The following is a 20,097-nucleotide window of genomic DNA, read 5'->3' as shown; positions in this document are numbered from 1 at the left end:
GTGATAAGTGAAAAGAGGTGTAATTTTATGTCCTTAAAAAATAAATTGAACCGTATGAAAACGCATATGAACCTAGGGGAACATCCTACTCCTGTAAAAGAAGATGACCAGACAGTGAATGAAGAAATTCCTTACTATGAAAAGTGGCTGGAGAATGATACCGTTTCCTTTCATTTCGATGGTGACTATTGTTTCATTAGGGAAGTCCGCTACCCTATAAATCACAAACACGGGTTATATGCATTTTCCGAGCTGAAAAAGGTTGTAAAAGAGTGGAATCAAACTTCATTGGAGCATCCACTATCCGCTAGGGGCGTTAAAAGTGAAGATCTGTTTTTCTTCGATACGGAAACAACAGGGCTTGGAGGTGGAGCCGGCAATACCATTTTTTTACTTGGCTATGCATATTTAGAAGGTGAAGAAGTAGTCGTAAAGCAACATATCCTTCCGCAGCCTGGAAGTGAAATCCCGCTTTATCAAAGCTTTCTGGAAAACATCAATTATGAAACACTTGTCACATATAATGGTAAATCCTTTGATTGGCCCCAGCTAAAAACCAGACATACCTTGATAAAAGAGCATGTACCAAAACTACCGGAATTCGGACATTTCGATTTATATCATGCTTCAAGACGCCTTTGGAAAAACAAATTGGAACGAGTGAAATTATCAGCAGTCGAAACAGATATTCTAGGTGTTTATAGGGAGGATGATATTCCTGGATATTTGGCGCCGATGATTTATTTTGATTTTGTTGAGCGGAAGAATCCGGAAATTCTGTTTGGAATCATGAAGCATAATGAATTGGATATCTTATCACTGATCACATTGTATATTCATTTATCCCGAAAAATCCTCCAAATCGATGGATATACGGAAGAGTCCATGGAAATTGCACGATGGCTCGCTTATTTGGGAAAAAAAGAGGAGTCAGTTGAGACATATCAAAAAATATTGGAAGCAGGAAATGAGGAAGATCGGATAATCGCTGGCCATGCCTTAGCCTTCCAGAAAAAGAAGCAAAAACTATTCAATGAAGCTTTGGAGATTTGGAAGGAAGCCGCCTTAAAAGGAAATGTGCAAATAAGGATACAGGCACAGATTGAATGTGCAAAATTATATGAACATCAATTTAAAGACGTCGGTCTTGCTCTAAAATGTTCAATAATCGCACTTCAAGAGATGGTGAGCGAAGGGACCCTGCCAGGGAAAAAACAATCGGAATTGGAAAAGAGGATCCATCGGCTCGAAAAGAAAGAGCAATCTAAGGGTATTTCTATATAATATATGGGAATTGAATTGGTCTTTTAGTGCAAAAGGATGAAAATAAAAAATATGTATACAATTATTGTAGCCTTCAACTATTATGTGTAAAATGGAAAGAGTTGAGGGTGAAATTCTGAAGCGTTCATTTCATTCCTTTACATCATAAATTCAAGGTGAAAGCGGAGCGAAGAAATGTATAAAACGACTTTATTTCTATTTTTTGTTGTCCTTTGTTTAACAATTGTTTTATTTACTTCATTAAAAGACAGTCTCTATTCCTTTTTATAGAAAATTACCCTCAGTACATTTGAAGGGATAGCATTAATATAATAGTGTACTTATCGACAGCCATACATCGTTTTATACTTATTCTGTATAATTAGGTCATTTCATCAGTACACGTATCCCCTTTTTTTCATAGTCTGTAATGGTAAGACAAAACTTATCATGATGAAAGGGGACGTATTATAATGTATTTTCGTAATTGTGGAGGAAATAAACCCAATGTAATGGGAGCATACGGGAACGCACCTGGAGTTATGGGCGCATCAACCGGTAAACACCCCCACCACGTAATGGGAGCGTCAACCGGTAAACACCCTCACAACGTAATGGGAGCGTCAACCGGTAAAAAGTCTAACGTAATGGGAGCCTATAGTCCATCGGCTGTGTCTCCAGCGCAATATGGTCCATCGGCTGTGTCTCCAGCGCAATATGGTCCATCAGCTGTGTCTCCAGCGCAATATGGTCCAACACAAACATCTCCATCTCAAGTTGCCCCAGCGCAAGTCTCTCCGACACAGCAATTTGTCAATACGAATGTATCGAACACAGTGATTCCTGTCGTTCATCCATCACATACTACAAATGTCAATAAACATGTGAACACGTTTAAACATTATTTCCCGCATACTCAATCCGTGGTGAACGAGTGCTATAATCAACACTTGATTTGTGGAAGGCCGCCGCAAAACCCATGCTGTCCGCCTGGTCATTTCGGATATTAAAAAATAAGGGCTTAAAAGCCCTTGTTTTCTTACATAAGATCATGTTAAAAGGAGATTAGCCAAGCGATGAAGGTTTTGTATATGACGGGCTATAAGGCTTTTGAATTCGGGATATTCAAAAATGACCATGAAGCCGTAAAATATATAAAGAAAGCGATGAAGCAGCGTCTCCTTCCATTGGCGGAAGATGGGCTGGAATGGGTGATCATTTCAGGTCAATTGGGTACGGAACTATGGGGTGCAGAAGTGGTGTTCGAATTACAGGAGGAATATCCTCAGCTTAAATTAGGGGTGCTTACTCCTTTCCTGAAACAGGAAGAGTCATGGAACGAGACGAATCAAGACTATTACCGATCCATATTGGCCCGTGCCGATTTTGTTGAGTCCATTTTCAATAAACCATATGAAGGGCCACAACAGCTGAAAATTAAAAATAGGTATATGGTCCATAAAAGCGATGCCATGCTCATCATTTTCGAAGCTGAAAAAGAAGGATCATCCCGATATCCTTATTTCGAGGCGATGAAAAAAGCCGAAACACAGCCATACCCCATCTTTCAGATAAACTTTGATGATCTGCAACTGGCTGCTGAAGAAGCGAGCTGGTCCGAAGAATGATGGAGTGAAAATAATTATGGATTAAAAGTTGTTTCTAAAGCATAATCATATTATTATGAAATTTAGATACAGATTTAATGGGAATACATATCGTTCACTAAACAGTATGCATACAAAATGGTGTTTCGTTGACAAACCCAAGCAGATTTGAAAAAATAATAAAAAGTCGATTGTATTGGCGAAAGTATTGAGGTGAAGTCTTATGCTATCCGATAAGATAAAATTAACGGCTAAAGATATTCTTGAAAAAGATTTTAAAACAGCCATGCGCGGTTATAAACCTGAAGATGTGGATCAATTCCTGGATCTGATCATTAAAGATTATGAAGTGTTCCATCAGGAAATCGAAGATCTTAAACAAGAAAATCTTAAATTGAAAAAACAAGCCGCCGAAGAGAGTACAAAACGTCCAAATCAACCTGCTCCAAGTGCCACTCCGGGAACCACTAACTTTGATATCCTTAAACGGTTATCCAACTTGGAAAAGCATGTTTTTGGTAACAAGCTTTTTGACTGAGATTTTGCATTGTAAAAGTGAAAATTATTTTGGTATTGTTTTTTCATGAGTAATGGAGTATAATCAATTATGTTATGTTAACGTTTGGGTAATTGCTGCTGCATTTATGCAGTAGAGGAAAGTCCATGCTCGCACGGACTGCGATGTCCGTAGTGTTCGTGCCTGGCGAAAAAATAAGCTTGGGCAGCAATCTTGGATTGCTGACGGCTGGGAAAATGCCTAAGTCCTTTTGGATATGGCATGAATACCTATAAAAGTGCCACAGTGACGTAGCCTTTACAGAAATGTAAAGGGTGGAACGAGGTAAACCCCACGAGCGAGAAACCCAAATTAATGGTAGGGGCGCTTTCTTCCTTGGAATTGAACGAGGAGAAGGACAGAAGCATATGCTTCTGTAGATAGATGATTACCGCCGAAGTACGAGACGCGAGTCGCTTGCAGTACTGAGGAACAAAACATGGCTTACAGAACGTTATCATATTACACCAAAAGCACAACTCTCCTTTTAAAAGGGGAGTTTTTGTTTATGGAGATTGCCTGATTATAAAAAGATTGGGCATTTCCATTTATTATTCGTTTTCTGAAACACCGCTGTGTTAAACTAGGAACTTGGCAAGTTTTTCATTCCATTTCGAAAAGTGTCAAGCGGAAAGAAAAATGGGCTTGAATGAAGTCAGTCGGTAACGTTTTAAAAAATAGTGTCGGAATGTAAAGCATTTCCTTGATTCTGGGTATCCTATTTTTAAAGGTTCCTTAACTCTTCTGTTAACCCTAAAATGAAGGTATCAAGACGGGAAACTTCAAATTTCAGGCTAATGAATGGGAAGCATACATAATTGGTTTTGATGATTTCAATCATATGATTGCAGCGTGTATCTTAAGGTACATGGATAATTGAGTAGTGCTGTATTTAATTATTGAATGTTCTCGCTACATGATCATGAAATAAGCTAAGCAAACAATGAAGAATTCTAACTGAAATATAAAAAAGCGGTGGACCTTTTAAATAAGGATTACATGTAAAAAATCAATGCCTGATTCTTAAATACATAAATGAAGAAATTCGGGAAAAGGTGCCATTGATTTGGATTAATGGAAAGAAGGTGCAAGATTAATGAAACAATTCGATATTATCGCAACATCAGCAATGGGATTGGAATCAATTGTTGCCAAGGAGGTTAGGGATCTTGGTTACGATTGTCAAGTCGAAAATGGTAAAATCACATATAAAGGCGACCAATCCGCCATTGCCCGATCTAATTTATGGCTGCGCAGTGCCGATAGGGTGAAAATTAAAGTCGCGGAATTTAAAGCATATTCATTTGATGAGTTGTTTGAAAAAACAAAGGCATTGAATTGGGAAGATTACTTATCAGCCGATGTAGAGTTCCCTGTGAGTGGAAAATCCGTTAAGTCAAAGCTTTACAGTGTCTCTGATTGTCAGGCTATTGTCAAAAAGGCGATTGTTGATAGATTGAAAAGTAAATATAAGCAAGTGTCTTGGTTTGCAGAGACTGGTCCTTTGTTTAAAATTGAAGTGTCTATTTTAAAAGATGTAGTGACACTTACCATAGATACTTCAGGTGCAGGTTTGCATAAACGGGGATATCGGACAGGGCAGGGGGAGGCACCCCTTAAAGAAACATTGGCGGCTGCCTTGATCATGCTGACCAATTGGAAACCGGATAAACCTTTCATAGATCCATTTTGTGGATCTGGAACGATTCCCATCGAGGCAGCCTTAATTGGGCAGAACATAGCACCTGGGTTTAACAGGGAATTCGTATCTGAAACCTGGGCATGGATGGACAGCAAGGTTTGGGATGAAGCACGGATTGAGGCTGAAGATTTAGCCGATTATGATCAATACTTGGACATAAGCGGTTGTGATATTGACCATCGAATGGTCGATATAGCTAAAGCGAATAGTTTTGAAGCGGGTCTTGGTGATCTGATTGAATTCAAACAAATGCAGGTGAGGGATATCTCGACAAGGAAAGAGTATGGTGTCATTGTCGGGAACCCGCCTTATGGAGAACGTCTTGGTGAGAAAAAAGCGGTTGAGCAGATGTATAGAGAAATGGGCCAAGCCTTCAAGAAGCTTGATACATGGTCAGTATACATGATTACCTCCAATCCTGACTTCGAACAGCATTACGGTAAGCCTGCAACGAAAAAAAGGAAATTGTTCAATGGTTTCATCCGTGCTGACCTTTATCAATATTGGGGGAAAAGGCCGCCAAGACAGCCTCAAGGTGAATAAGTAGGTAGAATATAACGGAGGATTTTGTTGGTCAGGACGATTTATTCATAATAGGTTCCAGTCTTGCTTATCATTTCCTTTTCTGTTATTCTAATAATGAATTATTTTTGTTCAGATTTAAGGAATACCTTAATATTCTTTTGAGCAAGGATAGTAATATAATGTGTGGAGAACACACTAGGAGGCAACAAAAATGGAACAAGGTAAAGTAAAATGGTTTAACGCAGAAAAAGGTTTTGGATTCATCGAACGTGAAGGTGGAGACGATGTATTCGTACATTTCTCAGCTATCCAAGGCGAAGGTTTCAAAACACTTGAAGAAGGCCAAGACGTTACATTTGATGTAGAACAAGGTCAACGTGGACCACAAGCATCAAACGTAAACAAAGCTTAATTCAACCCTATATTATTTACAGACAGGCTCTCTTTTGGAGCCTGTCTTTTATTTTACGAATCGGGCAACCAGGCAGCATACATAGAAAAACAGACATAATACGCTTCATTTCTGATGGTTGGTAAATATCTTGACTATTAATATGAAATAAAGGATAATATACTTTTGCCTAGATAAGTAATGATTCGGATACTATATACTGATGATAGATAAAAGGGGAGACCATGATGCTTAAAACACTGCCTTTTTCGGTAACAAAGGAAGATTCTTTTTACGATAAGCTTTCAGAATGGATCGGTGATGTTTTTTACGATATTCTTCCCGAAAAAGGATTTGAGCTGCGTGACGAACAAATCTTCATGGCTTTTCAGTTAGAAAAAGCCTTTAAAGAAAAGAATGTAAGTTTTGCTGAAGCAGGGGTAGGGACCGGTAAGACTTTGGTCTATTTACTATATGCGATTTGTTATGCGAGATATACGAATAAACCTGCAATTATTTCATGTGCGGATGAAACGTTGATTGAACAGCTTGTCAAAGAGGAAGGCGACATCCAAAAAATCAAGAATGCTTTAGGTATTGAAGTGGATGTTAGGCTTGCCAAGTATCACGATCAATATGTATGCCTTAAGAAATTGGATTACGCAGTGAATCATGAAGATTCAGAGGGAATAGATCAGCTATATGATGAACTTCCCAAGTTTGTCCATGATAACTCATCCATGAACGCCTATACAGCGTATGGGGACCGTAAACAGTATCCATATTTAAATGATGAAGACTGGTCTAAAGTTGGCTGGGATCAGCTCCAAAACTGTTTTACTTGTGATAAACGCCATCGTTGTGGGCAAACCCTATCACGGGACCACTACCGAAAATCAAGTGATTTGATCATTTGTTCACATGACTTCTTCATGGAGCATGTATGGACTAAGGAAAAGCGTAAGCGAGAAGGACAGTTACCATTGCTGCCTGATCATAGCTGCGTTGTCTTTGATGAAGGTCACCTATTGGAGTTTGCTGCTCAAAAGGCTTTAACTTATAAAGTTGGGGAACAGACCCTTGCTTCGGTTTTAGAATTGCTTACAGCCAATCAGGTTCGTGAAGAAACGTTATACATCATTGAGGATTTAATTGATATCAATGAAGAATTTTTTGATTTGTTGGATGAAAAGGCGATACATGTCAGCGGATCTAATCGTTATGAAATTCCGATGTCCAAAGAAATTACAAGCTTCGCCCAAAAGCTTCACAAAAAGGTTGAAGAGTTAGAGGAGAACCTTGTTTTTGAAGCGGAAATGTACACGATCAATGACTATGATTTAAAAGTGACGGAAGAATATTTAGAGCAGCTGGGCTACTCCCTTTCTCTATTTGTGAAGGATGAACAGGCCGTTTCCTGGTTTGAAGAAAATGAAATGACCAAAACATTGGTCATCATGCCAAGGCTTGTACAGGATATTTTGTCTGAACAGGTATTCTCTAAAAAAATCCCTTACATTTTTTCATCGGCAACATTATCGGATAATAAATCCTTCCAATATATTGCAGATAGTTTAGGGATAGAAAAGTATGACAGCTTTTCCGTTGAATCACCATTTGATTACGATGAAGTCATGAAAATGAACATGCCGGTCTTCGAAAATGGAGATCAATTGGCAAAACTTCAATATACAATAAAGACAATCGAGGAAAATGAAGGTCGAACACTAGTGTTATTTCATTCGAAAGAAGAATTGCATTGGTTCAAGGAAAACTGCCCAATATCTTCTTATCCATTTTATTTTGAAGGGGAAGCGGAAATCAGCGAGCTTGTTAAGAAGTTCCAAGAGGATGAGCAATCTGTCCTTTTCTCCTATCATTTATGGGAAGGGCTTGATGTTCCAGGTCCTTCATTACAAAATGTAGTGATACACTCCCTTCCATTCCCGCCACGCGATCCAGTTTTCGAGGCCAAACGCAACTCGGTTACCGACGCATTCGAAGAAGTGGATCTTCCATACATGCTCCTTCGGTTGCGCCAGGGAATAGGGCGATTGATCAGGACGAGCAATGATTCGGGAACAGTCCAGATTTTGACTGAAAAGGATCTTTCGGAACAGGTGAAAGAGAAGATAGTATCCATTCTTCCTGTAACGCTTTAACTAAAGTCCAATCCAAAATAAGAGCCAAGGTGCCCCTTGGCTCTTATTTTATTTTAATTTATTAATCGAAGTGGTTCTGATATGAAAGATTTTTGTATAATATGGTAAAGTGTAGTTGGAAGGAGCAGTGAATATGAAAAAAAAGGGTATAGATCTGATAGAAAAAGAGTTTAGAGAATATGTAAAGAAAATCTCGGCCTATAATGAAGCGCTCGCGTTAATTTTTTGGGATTTGCGTACAGGTGCACCGAAACAGGGAGGTGAGCAGCGTTCCGAAGTTATCGGCGTGCTTTCCTCCGAGGTGTTTAATATGAGCACAAGTAAAGAAATGGAATCCTTCATTGCAGAACTTTCGCTGGAGAAAGCCACTCTTAGTGAAACGACGAATAAAATGGTACAAGAGTGTAAAAAAGAGTTTGAAAGGAATAAGAAAATTCCTGCCAACGAATATAAGGAATTCGTCATTTTACAATCGCGTTCTGAAAGTGCATGGGAAGAGGCAAGGGAAAAAGCTGATTTTTCATTATTTCAACCTTATCTGGAGCAAATTGTAGCTTATACCCGTAGGTTCGTAGAGTACTGGGGATATGAAGGGACGAAATATAATACCCTTTTAGATATGTATGAACCAGGCATGACCGTAGATATACTTGACAGCGTATTCAGTGAGCTTCGGGCGAGGATCGTTCCATTGGTAAAACAGATTGCCGAAAGCGAACATAGACCTGAAACAGCGTTCCTTTATAAAGAATTTCCAAAAGAAAAACAGCATAAACTTAACTTGGAAATTTTAAAACAGCTAGGATACGATTTCAAGGCTGGCAGGCTGGATGAAACAGTTCACCCTTTTGAAATTAGAATAAACAGGGGCGATGTCCGGGTGACGACCCGATACGATGAAAATGATTTTAGGGGGGCAATCTTTGGTACCATCCATGAATGCGGACATGCCATTTATGAGCAGAATATCGCCGAAGAATTAACTGGAACACTTCTCGATGGCGGGACATCAATGGGAATCCATGAATCACAATCATTGTTTTTCGAAAACTTCATTGGACGGAACCATAGCTTCTGGAAAAATAAATTCTCCTTATTAAAAGCTTATGCTCCCGAACAATTCAATGATGTGACACTGGATGAATTTTACCGGGGAATTAACGAATCAAAACCATCGTTCATCCGTATTGAAGCAGATGAACTGACGTATCCTCTACATATTATGATTCGGTATGAACTGGAAAAGGCTCTCTTTAATGGAGAACTTGAAGTGAAGGATTTACCGGAAGTCTGGAATGAAAAATACAAGGATTATTTGGGAATTGTGCCCGAAAATGATGCCATGGGCGTGTTGCAAGATGTGCACTGGGCAGATGGCAGCTTTGGTTATTTCCCTTCTTATGCATTGGGATATATGTATGCAGCCCAAATCAAGCAATCGATGCTTAAAGATTTGCCTGATTTTGATGGCCTGTTGGAAGCGGGTAATATTGCTCCAATTAGGAAATGGCTTAATGAAAAGATACATAAATACGGAAAAACAAAAAAGCCTCTTGAGATTTTGAAAGAAACGACAGGAGAGGGCCTGAATGTTCAGTATTTAATAACGTATCTTGAAAATAAATATAAAGAAGTTTATAAAATCAAATGAATTAATAGAAGAAGGACTTGGTTTAAATGCCAAGACCTTCTTCTTTTTTATGGGTCGCTACAAAAGTGACCTGTATGATACCAGTAAATGGAACATGAAGATGGAGTGATTTTTTCTTTGAGAGGAAAATCCCTGTTATTTAGGCATTGTGATTTCGCAATTTTCTAATAATACGAATGATGATTTAATTTTTTAAATGAAAGTTCGGTTTTTATCAAAAATTACTTTTCAAATAGAGCCAGCGTTGTTATAATTCATATATTAATAAAATATAAAGTTTCACTCGTATAATAGCAGGGATATGGCCTGCAAGTTTCTACCGGATTACCGTAAATAATTCGACTATGGGTGAGTAATAGATCTTGTTGCATAATGAAGGCTTTTGCTGATTCATTTTTCATTCATGCCCAAGAAGTATTGCTTCACTCCAAAAAAGTGTCGCAATGTTTCTTGGGCTTTTTTATATGCCGGGAAATGATTGCGTGGTTTATGGGTCAATAATCATCCAAGTTTGGGAGGAACCTTCATGCAACTTTTAAAGGAAAAAATCTTGTCCGAGGGTCAAGCTTTATCAGAAGATATCTTAAAAGTAGATTCATTCTTAAATCATCAAATGGATCCGATACTAATGAAAGAAATTGGTAAAGAATTCGTAAAACGTTTCGAACAAAAGGAAATAACGAAAGTGCTGACGATTGAATCTTCAGGCATTGGACCTGGTTTGATGGCCGCGTTGGAATTGGAAGTTCCGCTAATTTTTGCCCGTAAACGTAAATCACTTACTTTAACAAATGATTTAGTGTCCGCGTCCGTTCATTCCTTTACAAAAAAAGAAACCAATACTATTACGGTTTCCAATAAATATATTGAAGCTGGAGATAAGGTTTTGATCATCGATGACTTCCTTGCGGTCGGTCAGGCAGCCAGGGGCTTGGTGGAAATCTGTAGGCAGGTTGGAGCAGAAGTGGCCGGAATCGGCATCGTGATTGAAAAGGCATTCCAAAGTGGTGGTAAGGATCTTAGGGAACAAGGTTTTCAAGTCGAATCACTTGCGAGGATTGCTGAGTTGAAATTCGGTGAGATTACGTTCGCCGAGGAAATGGAAGGAGCAACCGTCAATGTCTAATCAATCACCTTTAAAGGTTGCTTCCTTAGGATTACAACATGTCCTTGCCATGTATGCCGGTGCAGTCGTCATTCCATTGATTGTCGGTGGGGCGCTGGGATTGACTGCAGCGCAGTTGACTTATTTAGTTTCAATAGACATTTTGATGTGCGGGATAGCAACTTTATTGCAAGTGTGGAAAAATAAATTCTTTGGAATTGGGCTTCCGGTCGTCCTAGGCTGTACATTCACAGCAGTTAGCCCGATGATTGCAATTGGTACGCAATATGGAATCAACTCCATTTATGGATCTATATTGGTGTCGGGATTGATCGTGGTTATCATTAGTAAATTCTTCGGAAAACTGGCAAGGTTTTTCCCACCCATTGTCACTGGATCGGTCGTTTTGATTATTGGCATAACGCTCATTCCTGTTGCCATCAACAATCTTGGTGGAGGTCAAGGTGCTGCTGATTTTGGAGACTTGAATAATGTAGCTCTTGGTTTTGGAACTTTGTTATTCATTATATTCATGTATAAATTCTCATCGGGATTCGTACGCTCCATTTCTATTTTATTGGGGCTGTTAGTCGGAACATTTGCAGCTTTCTTCCTTGGAAAAGTGGATTTTAGCTCAGTGGTCAGTGCCACTTGGCTGCATTTGCCTCATTTTTTCTACTTTGGAGCGCCGACATTTAACGTCACGGCGATCATTACGATGACATTGGTGGCGATCGTCAGCTTGGTGGAATCGACTGGTGTTTATTATGCCCTTGGTGAAATCACGGATAAAGAGATATCAGAAGACGATCTGGCTCGCGGATATCGTGCTGAAGGTCTGGCCATCATGATTGGCGGTTTATTCAATTCGTTTCCTTATACGGCATTTTCACAAAATGTCGGATTGATTCAATTGTCAGGCATTAAAACAAGGAATGTCATATACACAACAGCGGGCATTCTCATTTTCATAGGATTTGTTCCAAAAATTGGTGCATTCACGACGATTATTCCTTCCTCCGTGCTTGGCGGTGCAATGGTTGCAATGTTCGGGATGGTAATTGCCGCTGGAATTAAGATGTTGAGCAAAGTGGATTTTGCTTCTCAAGAAAATTTATTGATCATCGCTTGTTCAGTAGGTATGGGACTTGGTGTGACGGTCGTTCCTGAACTATTTGCGCAAATTCCGGAAAGCTTTCAAATCTTAACGGAAAACGGTATTGTAGCCGGAAGTTTGACAGCCATTTTCTTGAATATCGTCTTTAACATCGTCCCTACAAAAGGGAAAGTGAAGGAAGCTCGTATTGAAGGGCAAAAAGTAGCCTGATTAAAAATAGATTCGGTAAACTTGATAGATTCAACCATTTAATGCCCAAAATCCTCAGGTGATGAGGATTTTAGGCATTTTTTCATTTATGCCGAAGCAAATCATTGATAATGAAATTGGAGTTTTGTCAGATAAAAGGAAACTCTCTTCACTTTTTGAATATATTGATAGTATATGTTCAGGAAAGTAGTGATAGGGATGGAGAAAAAATATTGTATTCATTGTCGAACCATTTTAAGCCAGGAGTTTAGGTGCAGCGTTTGTGGAAAAGAGGAGTTTCAAAATATCATTATTCAAGTTCAAAATCAATCTTCTGTAAAGAAAGAAGAATGAAAGCGCCCCCTTACCGATTTTAGGTAAGGGGGTTTAATATTTCATGATTACATTTCGATCATCAAGATGATATGAGGAGTACCTACGCCTTTTAATGACATGGGTAGATGAATTGCTTCATGAAACCCATACATTTTGGGCGTCCATATTGGCATGACAGGGGATATCCGTGGGAGAATAATGATTGAGGGAACAAACGGGGATGCATGAGCAATTTAGGTGAAAGCATGTTTTGCATGCCGTTAGAAGGTGAGATGCTAGAATCTGGATTCCTGTTCGAAAGGCTGTTTAATGTTTAGGCTTTGTTAAAGATTAATGTTGATTTTTGAACAAATAAAAGAGACCACCTAATAAGTGGTCTTCTTTAGTGCATCCTATGGAACTAACGCACCTGTTAGTTCATTAAGGAAAGCGATTCTTATTTAAAGAATCGCGCCCTTTTCTTGAATAAACAAGAAGCTCATATTAGCCGGTATTGTGGAGGCAATTAACTTATTCTTGCTGGTGATGTTAAATATCGTAGAAGAGTGAGATTACTTTGGATCAACAATTGTTTGATTAAAGTTATTCGTTAGCTCAATGAAAGATCTGTGTAAACATCTCTCGATCCTCAACTAACGTCACCTTTTTGAAGAAAAAATGGATTACTCTTCTCTTGCCTATCTATAATGAATAACATTTCAAGAATACCAATAAAACGCATAATCAGTCATAACTGAAGAATCACCCAACTGATGTAACATAGCTGAAATATTCCCTCTATGATAGGTTCCATGATTCACAACGTGTAAGACCATTTCAGATATACTTGTTTCTCTTAATCCTGCCCATGGATTATCCAACATTATTCTCTTTTCCATATCTTCCTGTCTGTTCAAAAAGGATTTAAACCGAGATGTTAAAGTGTGAAATTCCGTTTCTAAGTCTTCAATGGGCAGTTTCTCAATCTTTTCTTGAATTTGAAATGAAGATTGCATTGCTTCATTCATACTCTGACCCTCGAGGGTATTAAGCCATCCATATTCCACCAAATACAGATGAGATAAAACCTTTGAAACAGAAGAAAAGACACTTTTCATTTCCTTTTGATATTTCTCAGGAGAAAGTGTCTTAAGATGATCAATAATTCGTTGATTTGCCCATACATGATAGTTATATAGATTTTCTACATGATTTGCCATACAATCGCCTCCTTATCATCACGTTTTTTAATATTCTTTATCAGAATGAATTATTCCTTTAAATATTATTACTTATCTTATGAGATCTTCAACTAAATGGCCCAATTGTTGAACAAAGGTCAAAGCAATCTTCAACTAACCTGCCCCGTTAGTTCATCAAGAAAATCAACAACATCCTTTAACAGAGCCTATGTTTAAAGAGAAAGGAATAACGGACTTAACGGCCACGATGGTTCCATTTAACACTATTGTGATTATAGCGTTGATTCCATTTTCGTTCCTCCGCTTGTATGATCATGTTCTCTATGTTATCAATTTCTTAGTCTTTTTCATCTAGTTTTTTAAGAAAAAAAGAAAAAATATTCTGAACCATCAATAAATATGACCGTTTTATCGATAGGGCATAATTGATATCCTGGTGGGTATATTAACCATATCATGAATAATAAGGGGTGCAATCATGCCGTATTTATTATCTGCATCACATATAAAGCTGCCACATTTACTTTCTCAGGAGAAAATCATGGAATTTTCGAGAGAAATATTTGGAGCCTCATATAAGAATATAGAACGGTTACTTAAAGCCTTTAAGAATGGACAAGTGGAAAATCGATATTTTTCTAATGATCTTGATTGGTTTAAAGAGGATCATTCTTTTGCTGATCGGAATGATTTATATATTCAACAGGCAGTCAAGTTTGGGAAAGAAGCTATAGAAAAATGCTTAGCCAACACAGAATTTTTAAAAGAAGAACTGCAGGCAAACGAGCTAGATGCTTTCTTCTTTATCTCAAGCACGGGTATTGCTACCCCGACCATTGATGCCAGGATAATGAATGAACTTCCATTTAGCCCGCATGCTAAAAGGATTCCGATTTGGGGACTTGGCTGTGCAGGGGGAGCAAGTGGCCTATCGCGTGCATTTGAATATTGCCAAGCATACCCCACGGCGAAGGTCATTGTTTTATGTGTGGAGCTATGCAGTCTGACATTTCAAAGGAATGATATCTCCAAAAGCAATTTAATTGGAACTTCTTTATTTTCTGATGGAGTAAGCTGTGTTTTGGTTTGCGGTGATGAGGTGCCTGATGAGCAATTTTCCAAAAAAGCAAGACATCTGCAATTTTTGAATTCGCAATCCACGCTAATGCCGAATTCATTGGATGTAATGGGTTGGGATGTTAAAGATCAAGGTTTATATGTGATTTTTTCAAAAGATATCCCTACAATCATCAAAGATTGGCTTAAACCGAATGTTCAAGAGTTCTTAATGGAGAATGGTTTCGATCTCAGTGATATAAAAGATTTCATTGCTCATCCTGGAGGCAAAAAAGTAATTGATGCTTATCACGAAGCCCTCGGGTTCGATGAAAGCATGACGGCAGAGTCAATGAGCGTATTGAGGGAATTTGGCAATATGTCCTCAGCAACTATTTTGTACGTCCTGGAGAGGTTCATGCAGCGTGGCGGGAATAAAGATGAGGTGGGCTTGGCTGCTGCATTGGGGCCTGGGTTTTCGTCTGAACTTGTGTTAATGAGGTGGAAGTGATGATCTTTGCCATTTTCATTATTTTGATCGCTATACAGCGCATGTTTGAATTATATATCGCCAAACAAAATGAAAAACAGTTAAAGGCTGCAGGAGCAGTGGAATATGGTGAGTCCCATTACAGTTGGATGGTTCTAATGCACCTTAGTTTTTTTATTGTTCTCATTATTGAAGTGGTCGTGCTTGAAAGGGATGTGTCTGGACTTTGGCCAATTTGGCTGACCCTTTTTCTAATAGCACAGTCAGGCAGGATTTGGGTAATCCGTTCATTGGGAAAACATTGGAATACAAAAATCATAGTAGTTCCTGATGCCGATGTAGTCATTAAAGGTCCCTATAAATATTTCAAACATCCGAACTATTTCATAGTGGCAACTGAGATAATAGTTATTTCTTTATTATTCAATGCATATTATACTGCTGTCATCTTTAGTTTATTGAATGTTTGGATGATGACGGTAAGAATCCCATTGGAAGAGAAAGCATTAAAGGAACATACGGAATATTCTACGGTTTTTAAGGGAAAATAATAAAAAATGTTAATTTCTTATTGAAAACGATTATCGTTCGTGATAAGATTCTAAATGAAGATGAAAATTATTCTCATTCGGATTTCGATAAATTTATTTTAATAACTAATAACTAAAAGCTAATCAATATATAAGAGGATGGTGTTGGTAATGGTTTGGGTATTCATTTTATTGACAATCGCTACATATGGTTTTGTGATGAAACATGTATTGAATAATATTCAAAAACCGGCAAAGGCTGTAAAACCTTATACCGAGTCACCAATGGAAAACCGAACTGCTTTTAACCCCACCCCTACAACCAGGTAAACATCCTGGTTTTTTTTTTGCATTCAAAGTCAATATGAATAAAACTGCATGAATCCACCAATCGGTGGTTTTTTTTTGAACATGGCCAGTAATGAATCATATAGTAAAAATAAAGCTGATGGTATGAATAACAAACGAAATCGTTTACAATAAGAATATCAAAATGACGATAGATTAAGGGGTATGGATTCATGATTCAAGAAACATTAAAGCAACAGTCCAAATTGGGGATTTTGACTGCCATGTATGAGAAATTTCAATCGGCAGGTGATACAGGAAATGCGGATAAACTAAAACAGTTAATCATGAAAGTGAATAATGAAGAGTTCATCATTGCTTTTTGCGGGCATTTTTCAGCGGGGAAATCTAGTATGATCAACTTTTTCCTCGGTGATCAAGTATTGCCTTCAAGCCCGATTCCAACAAGTGCAAATACGGTAAAAGTCCAAAAAGGGGAAGACTATGCCAAAGTCTTTTACCATCATCAACCACCAGTCTTATTTCCTGCACCTTATGATTTTAAAGAGGTCAAGAAATTTGCCAAGGATGGAGATTCAGTATCGGCAATAACGATAAGTTCCAATGATTTTTCACTGCCGGATTCATGCGCGATCATGGATACGCCAGGAATTGATTCGACAGACGATGCACATAGAGTTTCTACGGAATCTGCCTTGCATCTAGCTGATGTCGTATTCTATGTCATGGACTACAATCACGTCCAATCAGAAGTGAACTTCCTATTCACGAAAGAATTGTTAGAGGCTGAAAAACCGACATACTTAATTATCAATATGATCGATAAGCATGATGAGAACGAGCTTAGCTTTCAAGACTTCAAGCTTTCCGTTTCTGAGGCATTTGCGAACTGGAATGTATATCCTGATGGTATTTTTTATACATCCGTAAGAGACTTGAACAATCCTGAAAATGAAATAGAAGTGGTCAAGCAATTCATATCTGATATTGCGGGCAAAGGTCTAAATGATGGGAAAGATGCCATCATGCAATCGGCTAATGCCCTGGTCGAAAGGCATCTTAATTGGCTGAAAGAGCAGTATGAAGAGGAACATGCCGATGATTTTGAAGTATTATCAGAACTTCCATATGAAGAGCGAATACACCTGACGAATCAGGTGGACAGCCTATTGAAGGAAAAAAAATCATTAACTGGACGTATAGAGGAAATCAAGGTCCAATATGCTGATGCATTAGAAACCATTTTGAAAGGTGCATACATCATGCCCGCGGCAACACGGGACCTAGGTAAATCTTTCTTGGAATCGGCTCAGCCGGACTTTAAAATGGGTCTATTATTTGCCAAGAAAAAAACGGATGCCGAACGTGAGGCACGTATTAAGGCGTTTTTGACCGATTTACAAGAAAAGGTGAAGACCCAGCTTGAATGGCATCTTAAAGAACTAGCCGTTAAAACGCTTAACCAAGCGGAGATTCATGATTCAACACTTGAAAGTAAGGCTCAGGCACTTCAGATCGAGGTAACGGAATCTTACATAAAAAACTCTTTGAAGCCTCAAGTAGATATTACGGGTGAATACGTTTTAAACTATACGAATGACTTGGCATCAGCCATCAAAAAGAAAGCACGTGATGTATCAGAAGGATTTTTGAATAATATGGTTACCGTTATGGAAGGGATAGTAGAACAGCAGTCCATATCCATCGATAAGGAACTTGAAGGTTTTTCCGAATTTGCGGAAGCCCTTAAAGTTACTGCTGCGATGAACGCGGAAATCGAGTACCAAACGGAACGATTAGAAGCCATTGCTCATCAAACTGAATCATTAGTCGATGAGCGCGATATCGATATGCTTTTAACTCAATGGAATGAAGAGGAAAAAAATATTACAGTCAAAATCATGAAAACCGATACAGGAAGTAATTCAAGGTCCGTCAACAAACAACTTGATACGGATCATGATAAAGAAAACAAGGAAGCTGTACCTTCCGTGACTGTTTCTTCATCTGATGCTACTGATTTACGCGGAAAAGAAAAGCTGATGGAGACTGCAACGAGTTTACAACAGGCTGCCAAGCTAATTCAACCTTTGAGAGGGTTTCAATCACTTTATAAAGAATTGAAAGAGAAGGCAAATCGCTTGGAACAGCAGACGTTCACGGTTGCGCTTTTCGGTGCATTCAGTGCGGGTAAATCTTCCTTTGCCAATGCGTTGATGGGAGAAAGCGTCCTTCCTGTTTCACCAAATCCAACAACTGCCGCAATCAACAAAATCATGTCTTCAGACGCTGAGCATCCACATGGAACGGCAACCGTCAAATTAAAGACGGAAGCGATGCTGTTGGAAGATGTAAGCCTGGCCTTGGCAGCTTTTGATAAATCGGCAAAAACTCTAGATGAAGCACTTCAACTGGCAGGACAAATCATTGCCAAGGCGGGGGAAGTTGATAAGGGGAAAACGCATTTATCATTTCTAAGGGCTTTTCATCAAGGGCTGCCGGAGCACCAAAATGATTTAGGAAATGTGGTTACGGTAGATCTTGAAGGATTTAAACGTTTTGCTGCAGAAGAGTCCAAGTCATGTCTTGTTGATCTGATTGAATTGCGTTATGACTGTGAAATGACTAAGCAGGGGATGGTCCTTGTTGACACACCTGGGGCCGATTCAATAAATGCACGACATACAGGAGCAGCTTTCGAATATATTAAGAATTCGGACGCCATCCTATTTGTGACCTATTATAATCACCCATTTTCACGGGCGGACAGGGAGTTCTTGATACAACTTGGACGTGTGAAAGATTCTTTCGCTATGGATAAGATGTTTTTCATCGTCAATGCCGTCGATCTGGCACAAACCACTGACGAATTGGACGAAGTGATGGATTATGTCACAGATCAATTGAATGGATTCGGAATCCGTTTTCCAAAACTGTTCCCGCTTACGAGTAAGGGAGCATTGATGGAAAAACAAACGCCTGGTTCGTTTAAGCATTCGTTCCTTCCTAATAGCGGAATCTCGGAATTCCAAGGTCAATTCGATTCTTTCATAGAAAACGATTTAACGGGACTTGCAATTGAATCGGCTCAAGCGGCTGTAAAAAGAACGGAAGAACTGCTACGAGATGTAATTACAGCTTCCAGGCAGGATGAGAAAGCGAAACGAAATGCCCTGGAGACCCTTTCTCATGAGGCACAGTCCATTTCGGAACTGCTCTCAGTCATTAAAGGGGATGCCGAAAAGCAACGTTTGAAAAAAGAGATAGACGAGTTGACTTTTTATAGTAAACAACGGGTCTTCTTCCGGTTTAATGATTTCTTCAAAGAATCGTTCAATCCGGCTGTTTTAAAAGATGATGGAGGCGATCTGAAAATTGTCCTCAAGCAATCTATGAAGAACTTATTGGATGCTTTAGGCTTTGACCTTGCCCAGGAAATGCGGGCAACGGCTTTAAGGACGGAAATGTTCGTAAATAAATTACTGAATGAGAAACAAAGCAGTTTGCTTTTGCAAATGCAAAAAATAAGAAGAAACCTTTCATTACAGCCTTATGAACCTAATGAGAGGGAGTCCCTTGAATTTACAGGAGCTTTTGCCCAATTAGATACGGGGGAATTCAAAAAGGAATTGGCATTGTTTAAAAATCCAAAATCTTTCTTTGAAAAAAATGAAAAAGCGAAAATGAGCGAAGGGCTTCAGAAGCGTTTGGATGATCCTGCCCTTGTATATGTAAAAGAACAGGGCGGACGGATTTTCGAAATGTATAATGAAGTCCTCGATCAAGAGTTACTTGCGATTCAAAAAGAGTTTAAGACGGAAATATCGGATATCTTTGCAGGTTTACGTGCAGCATTGGAGGAAACGGTCGATTTACCGTATTATGAAAATGCCGTAGCGGAATTGGCTAAAATGCATTCAAAATAGA

At 38.8% G+C, this 20,097-nt stretch carries 15 protein-coding genes, 1 other RNA gene and 1 riboswitch; of the genes, 15 read left to right on the top strand and 1 reads right to left on the bottom strand.

The genetic code is table 11. The features are described from left to right. Window positions 1-27 precede the first annotated feature (27 nt). The 11 genes from MKY17_RS17510 to MKY17_RS17460 all read left to right on the top strand — a co-directional run bounded on the left by MKY17_RS17510 (window position 28) and on the right by MKY17_RS17460 (window position 12,289). Window positions 28-1,284 carry a ribonuclease H-like domain-containing protein gene (locus MKY17_RS17510; RefSeq protein WP_098370731.1) on the top strand — a complete coding sequence of 419 codons (1,257 nt, stop codon included), beginning with the start codon at window positions 28-30 and terminating at the stop codon, window positions 1,282-1,284. 452 nt (window positions 1,285-1,736) lie between these two features. Beyond that, entirely contained in the window at window positions 1,737-2,273 is a 537-nt protein-coding gene (locus tag MKY17_RS17505; protein ID WP_286176972.1) for a CotD family spore coat protein, read from the top strand. Between the two features lie 66 nt (window positions 2,274-2,339). After that, window positions 2,340-2,891: a DUF1273 domain-containing protein gene (locus MKY17_RS17500; RefSeq protein WP_098370730.1), complete on the top strand. Its 552-nt coding sequence runs from the start codon at window positions 2,340-2,342 to the stop codon at window positions 2,889-2,891. Window positions 2,892-3,093: 202 nt separating this feature from the next. Beyond that, window positions 3,094-3,408: a cell division regulator GpsB gene (gene gpsB, locus MKY17_RS17495; RefSeq protein WP_098370729.1), complete on the top strand. Its 315-nt coding sequence runs from the start codon at window positions 3,094-3,096 to the stop codon at window positions 3,406-3,408. A gap of 80 nt (window positions 3,409-3,488) precedes the next feature. After that, an RNA gene (gene rnpB, locus MKY17_RS17490) (RNase P RNA component class B) lies at window positions 3,489-3,878 on the top strand. A gap of 644 nt (window positions 3,879-4,522) precedes the next feature. Beyond that, on the top strand, window positions 4,523-5,671 hold the full coding sequence (locus tag MKY17_RS17485) for a class I SAM-dependent RNA methyltransferase (RefSeq protein ID WP_098370728.1): 1,149 nt from the start codon (window positions 4,523-4,525) through the stop codon (window positions 5,669-5,671). A 193-nt stretch (window positions 5,672-5,864) separates the two neighbouring features. Beyond that, window positions 5,865-6,065, top strand: a complete 201-nt coding sequence (locus MKY17_RS17480) for a cold-shock protein (RefSeq protein WP_034307871.1) — start codon at window positions 5,865-5,867, stop codon at window positions 6,063-6,065. Window positions 6,066-6,292: 227 nt separating this feature from the next. Continuing rightward, complete coding sequence (locus MKY17_RS17475) at window positions 6,293-8,206, top strand: ATP-dependent DNA helicase (protein ID WP_098370727.1); 1,914 nt, start codon at window positions 6,293-6,295, stop codon at window positions 8,204-8,206. A gap of 133 nt (window positions 8,207-8,339) precedes the next feature. Then, complete coding sequence (locus tag MKY17_RS17470; protein WP_098370726.1) at window positions 8,340-9,857, top strand: carboxypeptidase M32; 1,518 nt, start codon at window positions 8,340-8,342, stop codon at window positions 9,855-9,857. Between the two features lie 263 nt (window positions 9,858-10,120). Further along, a riboswitch (purine riboswitch) is annotated at window positions 10,121-10,222 on the top strand. Between the two features lie 161 nt (window positions 10,223-10,383). Continuing rightward, the gene (locus MKY17_RS17465) at window positions 10,384-10,983 is read left to right on the top strand and encodes a xanthine phosphoribosyltransferase (RefSeq protein WP_098370725.1); all 600 of its coding nucleotides are present in this window, start codon (window positions 10,384-10,386) and stop codon (window positions 10,981-10,983) included. Then, entirely contained in the window at window positions 10,976-12,289 is a 1,314-nt protein-coding gene (locus tag MKY17_RS17460; protein ID WP_098370724.1) for a nucleobase:cation symporter-2 family protein, read from the top strand. The genes MKY17_RS17465 and MKY17_RS17460 overlap by 8 nt, the downstream gene beginning before the upstream one ends. Window positions 12,290-13,302: 1,013 nt before the next feature. On the opposite strand, the gene MKY17_RS17455 is transcribed toward MKY17_RS17460, so the two are convergent. Next, a complete protein-coding gene (locus MKY17_RS17455; protein WP_141993533.1) occupies window positions 13,303-13,803 on the bottom strand; it encodes a DinB family protein in 501 nt (166 codons plus the stop codon). A gap of 460 nt (window positions 13,804-14,263) precedes the next feature. On the opposite strand from MKY17_RS17455, the gene MKY17_RS17450 reads away from it, so the two are divergent. The 4 genes from MKY17_RS17450 (at window position 14,264) to MKY17_RS17435 (ending at window position 20,096) form a co-directional block, all read left to right on the top strand. Then, a complete protein-coding gene (locus tag MKY17_RS17450) occupies window positions 14,264-15,352 on the top strand; it encodes a 3-oxoacyl-[acyl-carrier-protein] synthase III C-terminal domain-containing protein (RefSeq protein WP_098370722.1) in 1,089 nt (362 codons plus the stop codon). Then, the gene (locus tag MKY17_RS17445) at window positions 15,352-15,882 is read left to right on the top strand and encodes an isoprenylcysteine carboxylmethyltransferase family protein (protein WP_098370721.1); all 531 of its coding nucleotides are present in this window, start codon (window positions 15,352-15,354) and stop codon (window positions 15,880-15,882) included. Before MKY17_RS17450 ends, MKY17_RS17445 begins: the two co-directional genes overlap by 1 nt. A gap of 150 nt (window positions 15,883-16,032) precedes the next feature. Next, on the top strand, window positions 16,033-16,191 hold the full coding sequence (locus tag MKY17_RS17440) for a hypothetical protein (RefSeq protein WP_185150927.1): 159 nt from the start codon (window positions 16,033-16,035) through the stop codon (window positions 16,189-16,191). Between the two features lie 191 nt (window positions 16,192-16,382). Then, the gene (locus MKY17_RS17435) at window positions 16,383-20,096 is read left to right on the top strand and encodes a dynamin family protein (RefSeq protein ID WP_339200233.1); all 3,714 of its coding nucleotides are present in this window, start codon (window positions 16,383-16,385) and stop codon (window positions 20,094-20,096) included. Window position 20,097: the final 1 nt, after the last annotated feature.

Source organism: Peribacillus sp. FSL P2-0133 (genome assembly GCF_037975445.1).
GTDB lineage: Bacteria > Bacillota > Bacilli > Bacillales > DSM-1321 > Peribacillus > Peribacillus simplex_E.
The sequence above is the reverse complement of the archived record's forward strand: the minus strand, read 5'-3'. Positions and strand labels throughout refer to the sequence as shown.

Bases quoted from the DNA above. Each gene is read 5' to 3' on its own strand.
- MKY17_RS17510 (WP_098370731.1), top strand. From the start codon at position 28: ATGTCCTTAAAAAATAAATTGAACCGTATGAAAACGCATATGAACCTA.
- MKY17_RS17505 (WP_286176972.1), top strand. From the start codon at position 1,737: ATGTATTTTCGTAATTGTGGAGGAAATAAACCCAATGTAATGGGAGCA.
- MKY17_RS17500 (WP_098370730.1), top strand. From the start codon at position 2,340: ATGAAGGTTTTGTATATGACGGGCTATAAGGCTTTTGAATTCGGGATA.
- gpsB (WP_098370729.1), top strand. From the start codon at position 3,094: ATGCTATCCGATAAGATAAAATTAACGGCTAAAGATATTCTTGAAAAA.
- MKY17_RS17485 (WP_098370728.1), top strand. From the start codon at position 4,523: ATGAAACAATTCGATATTATCGCAACATCAGCAATGGGATTGGAATCA.
- MKY17_RS17480 (WP_034307871.1), top strand. From the start codon at position 5,865: ATGGAACAAGGTAAAGTAAAATGGTTTAACGCAGAAAAAGGTTTTGGA.
- MKY17_RS17475 (WP_098370727.1), top strand. From the start codon at position 6,293: ATGCTTAAAACACTGCCTTTTTCGGTAACAAAGGAAGATTCTTTTTAC.
- MKY17_RS17470 (WP_098370726.1), top strand. From the start codon at position 8,340: ATGAAAAAAAAGGGTATAGATCTGATAGAAAAAGAGTTTAGAGAATAT.
- MKY17_RS17465 (WP_098370725.1), top strand. From the start codon at position 10,384: ATGCAACTTTTAAAGGAAAAAATCTTGTCCGAGGGTCAAGCTTTATCA.
- MKY17_RS17460 (WP_098370724.1), top strand. From the start codon at position 10,976: ATGTCTAATCAATCACCTTTAAAGGTTGCTTCCTTAGGATTACAACAT.
- MKY17_RS17455 (WP_141993533.1), bottom strand. From the start codon at position 13,803: ATGGCAAATCATGTAGAAAATCTATATAACTATCATGTATGGGCAAAT.
- MKY17_RS17450 (WP_098370722.1), top strand. From the start codon at position 14,264: ATGCCGTATTTATTATCTGCATCACATATAAAGCTGCCACATTTACTT.
- MKY17_RS17445 (WP_098370721.1), top strand. From the start codon at position 15,352: ATGATCTTTGCCATTTTCATTATTTTGATCGCTATACAGCGCATGTTT.
- MKY17_RS17440 (WP_185150927.1), top strand. From the start codon at position 16,033: ATGGTTTGGGTATTCATTTTATTGACAATCGCTACATATGGTTTTGTG.
- MKY17_RS17435 (WP_339200233.1), top strand. From the start codon at position 16,383: ATGATTCAAGAAACATTAAAGCAACAGTCCAAATTGGGGATTTTGACT.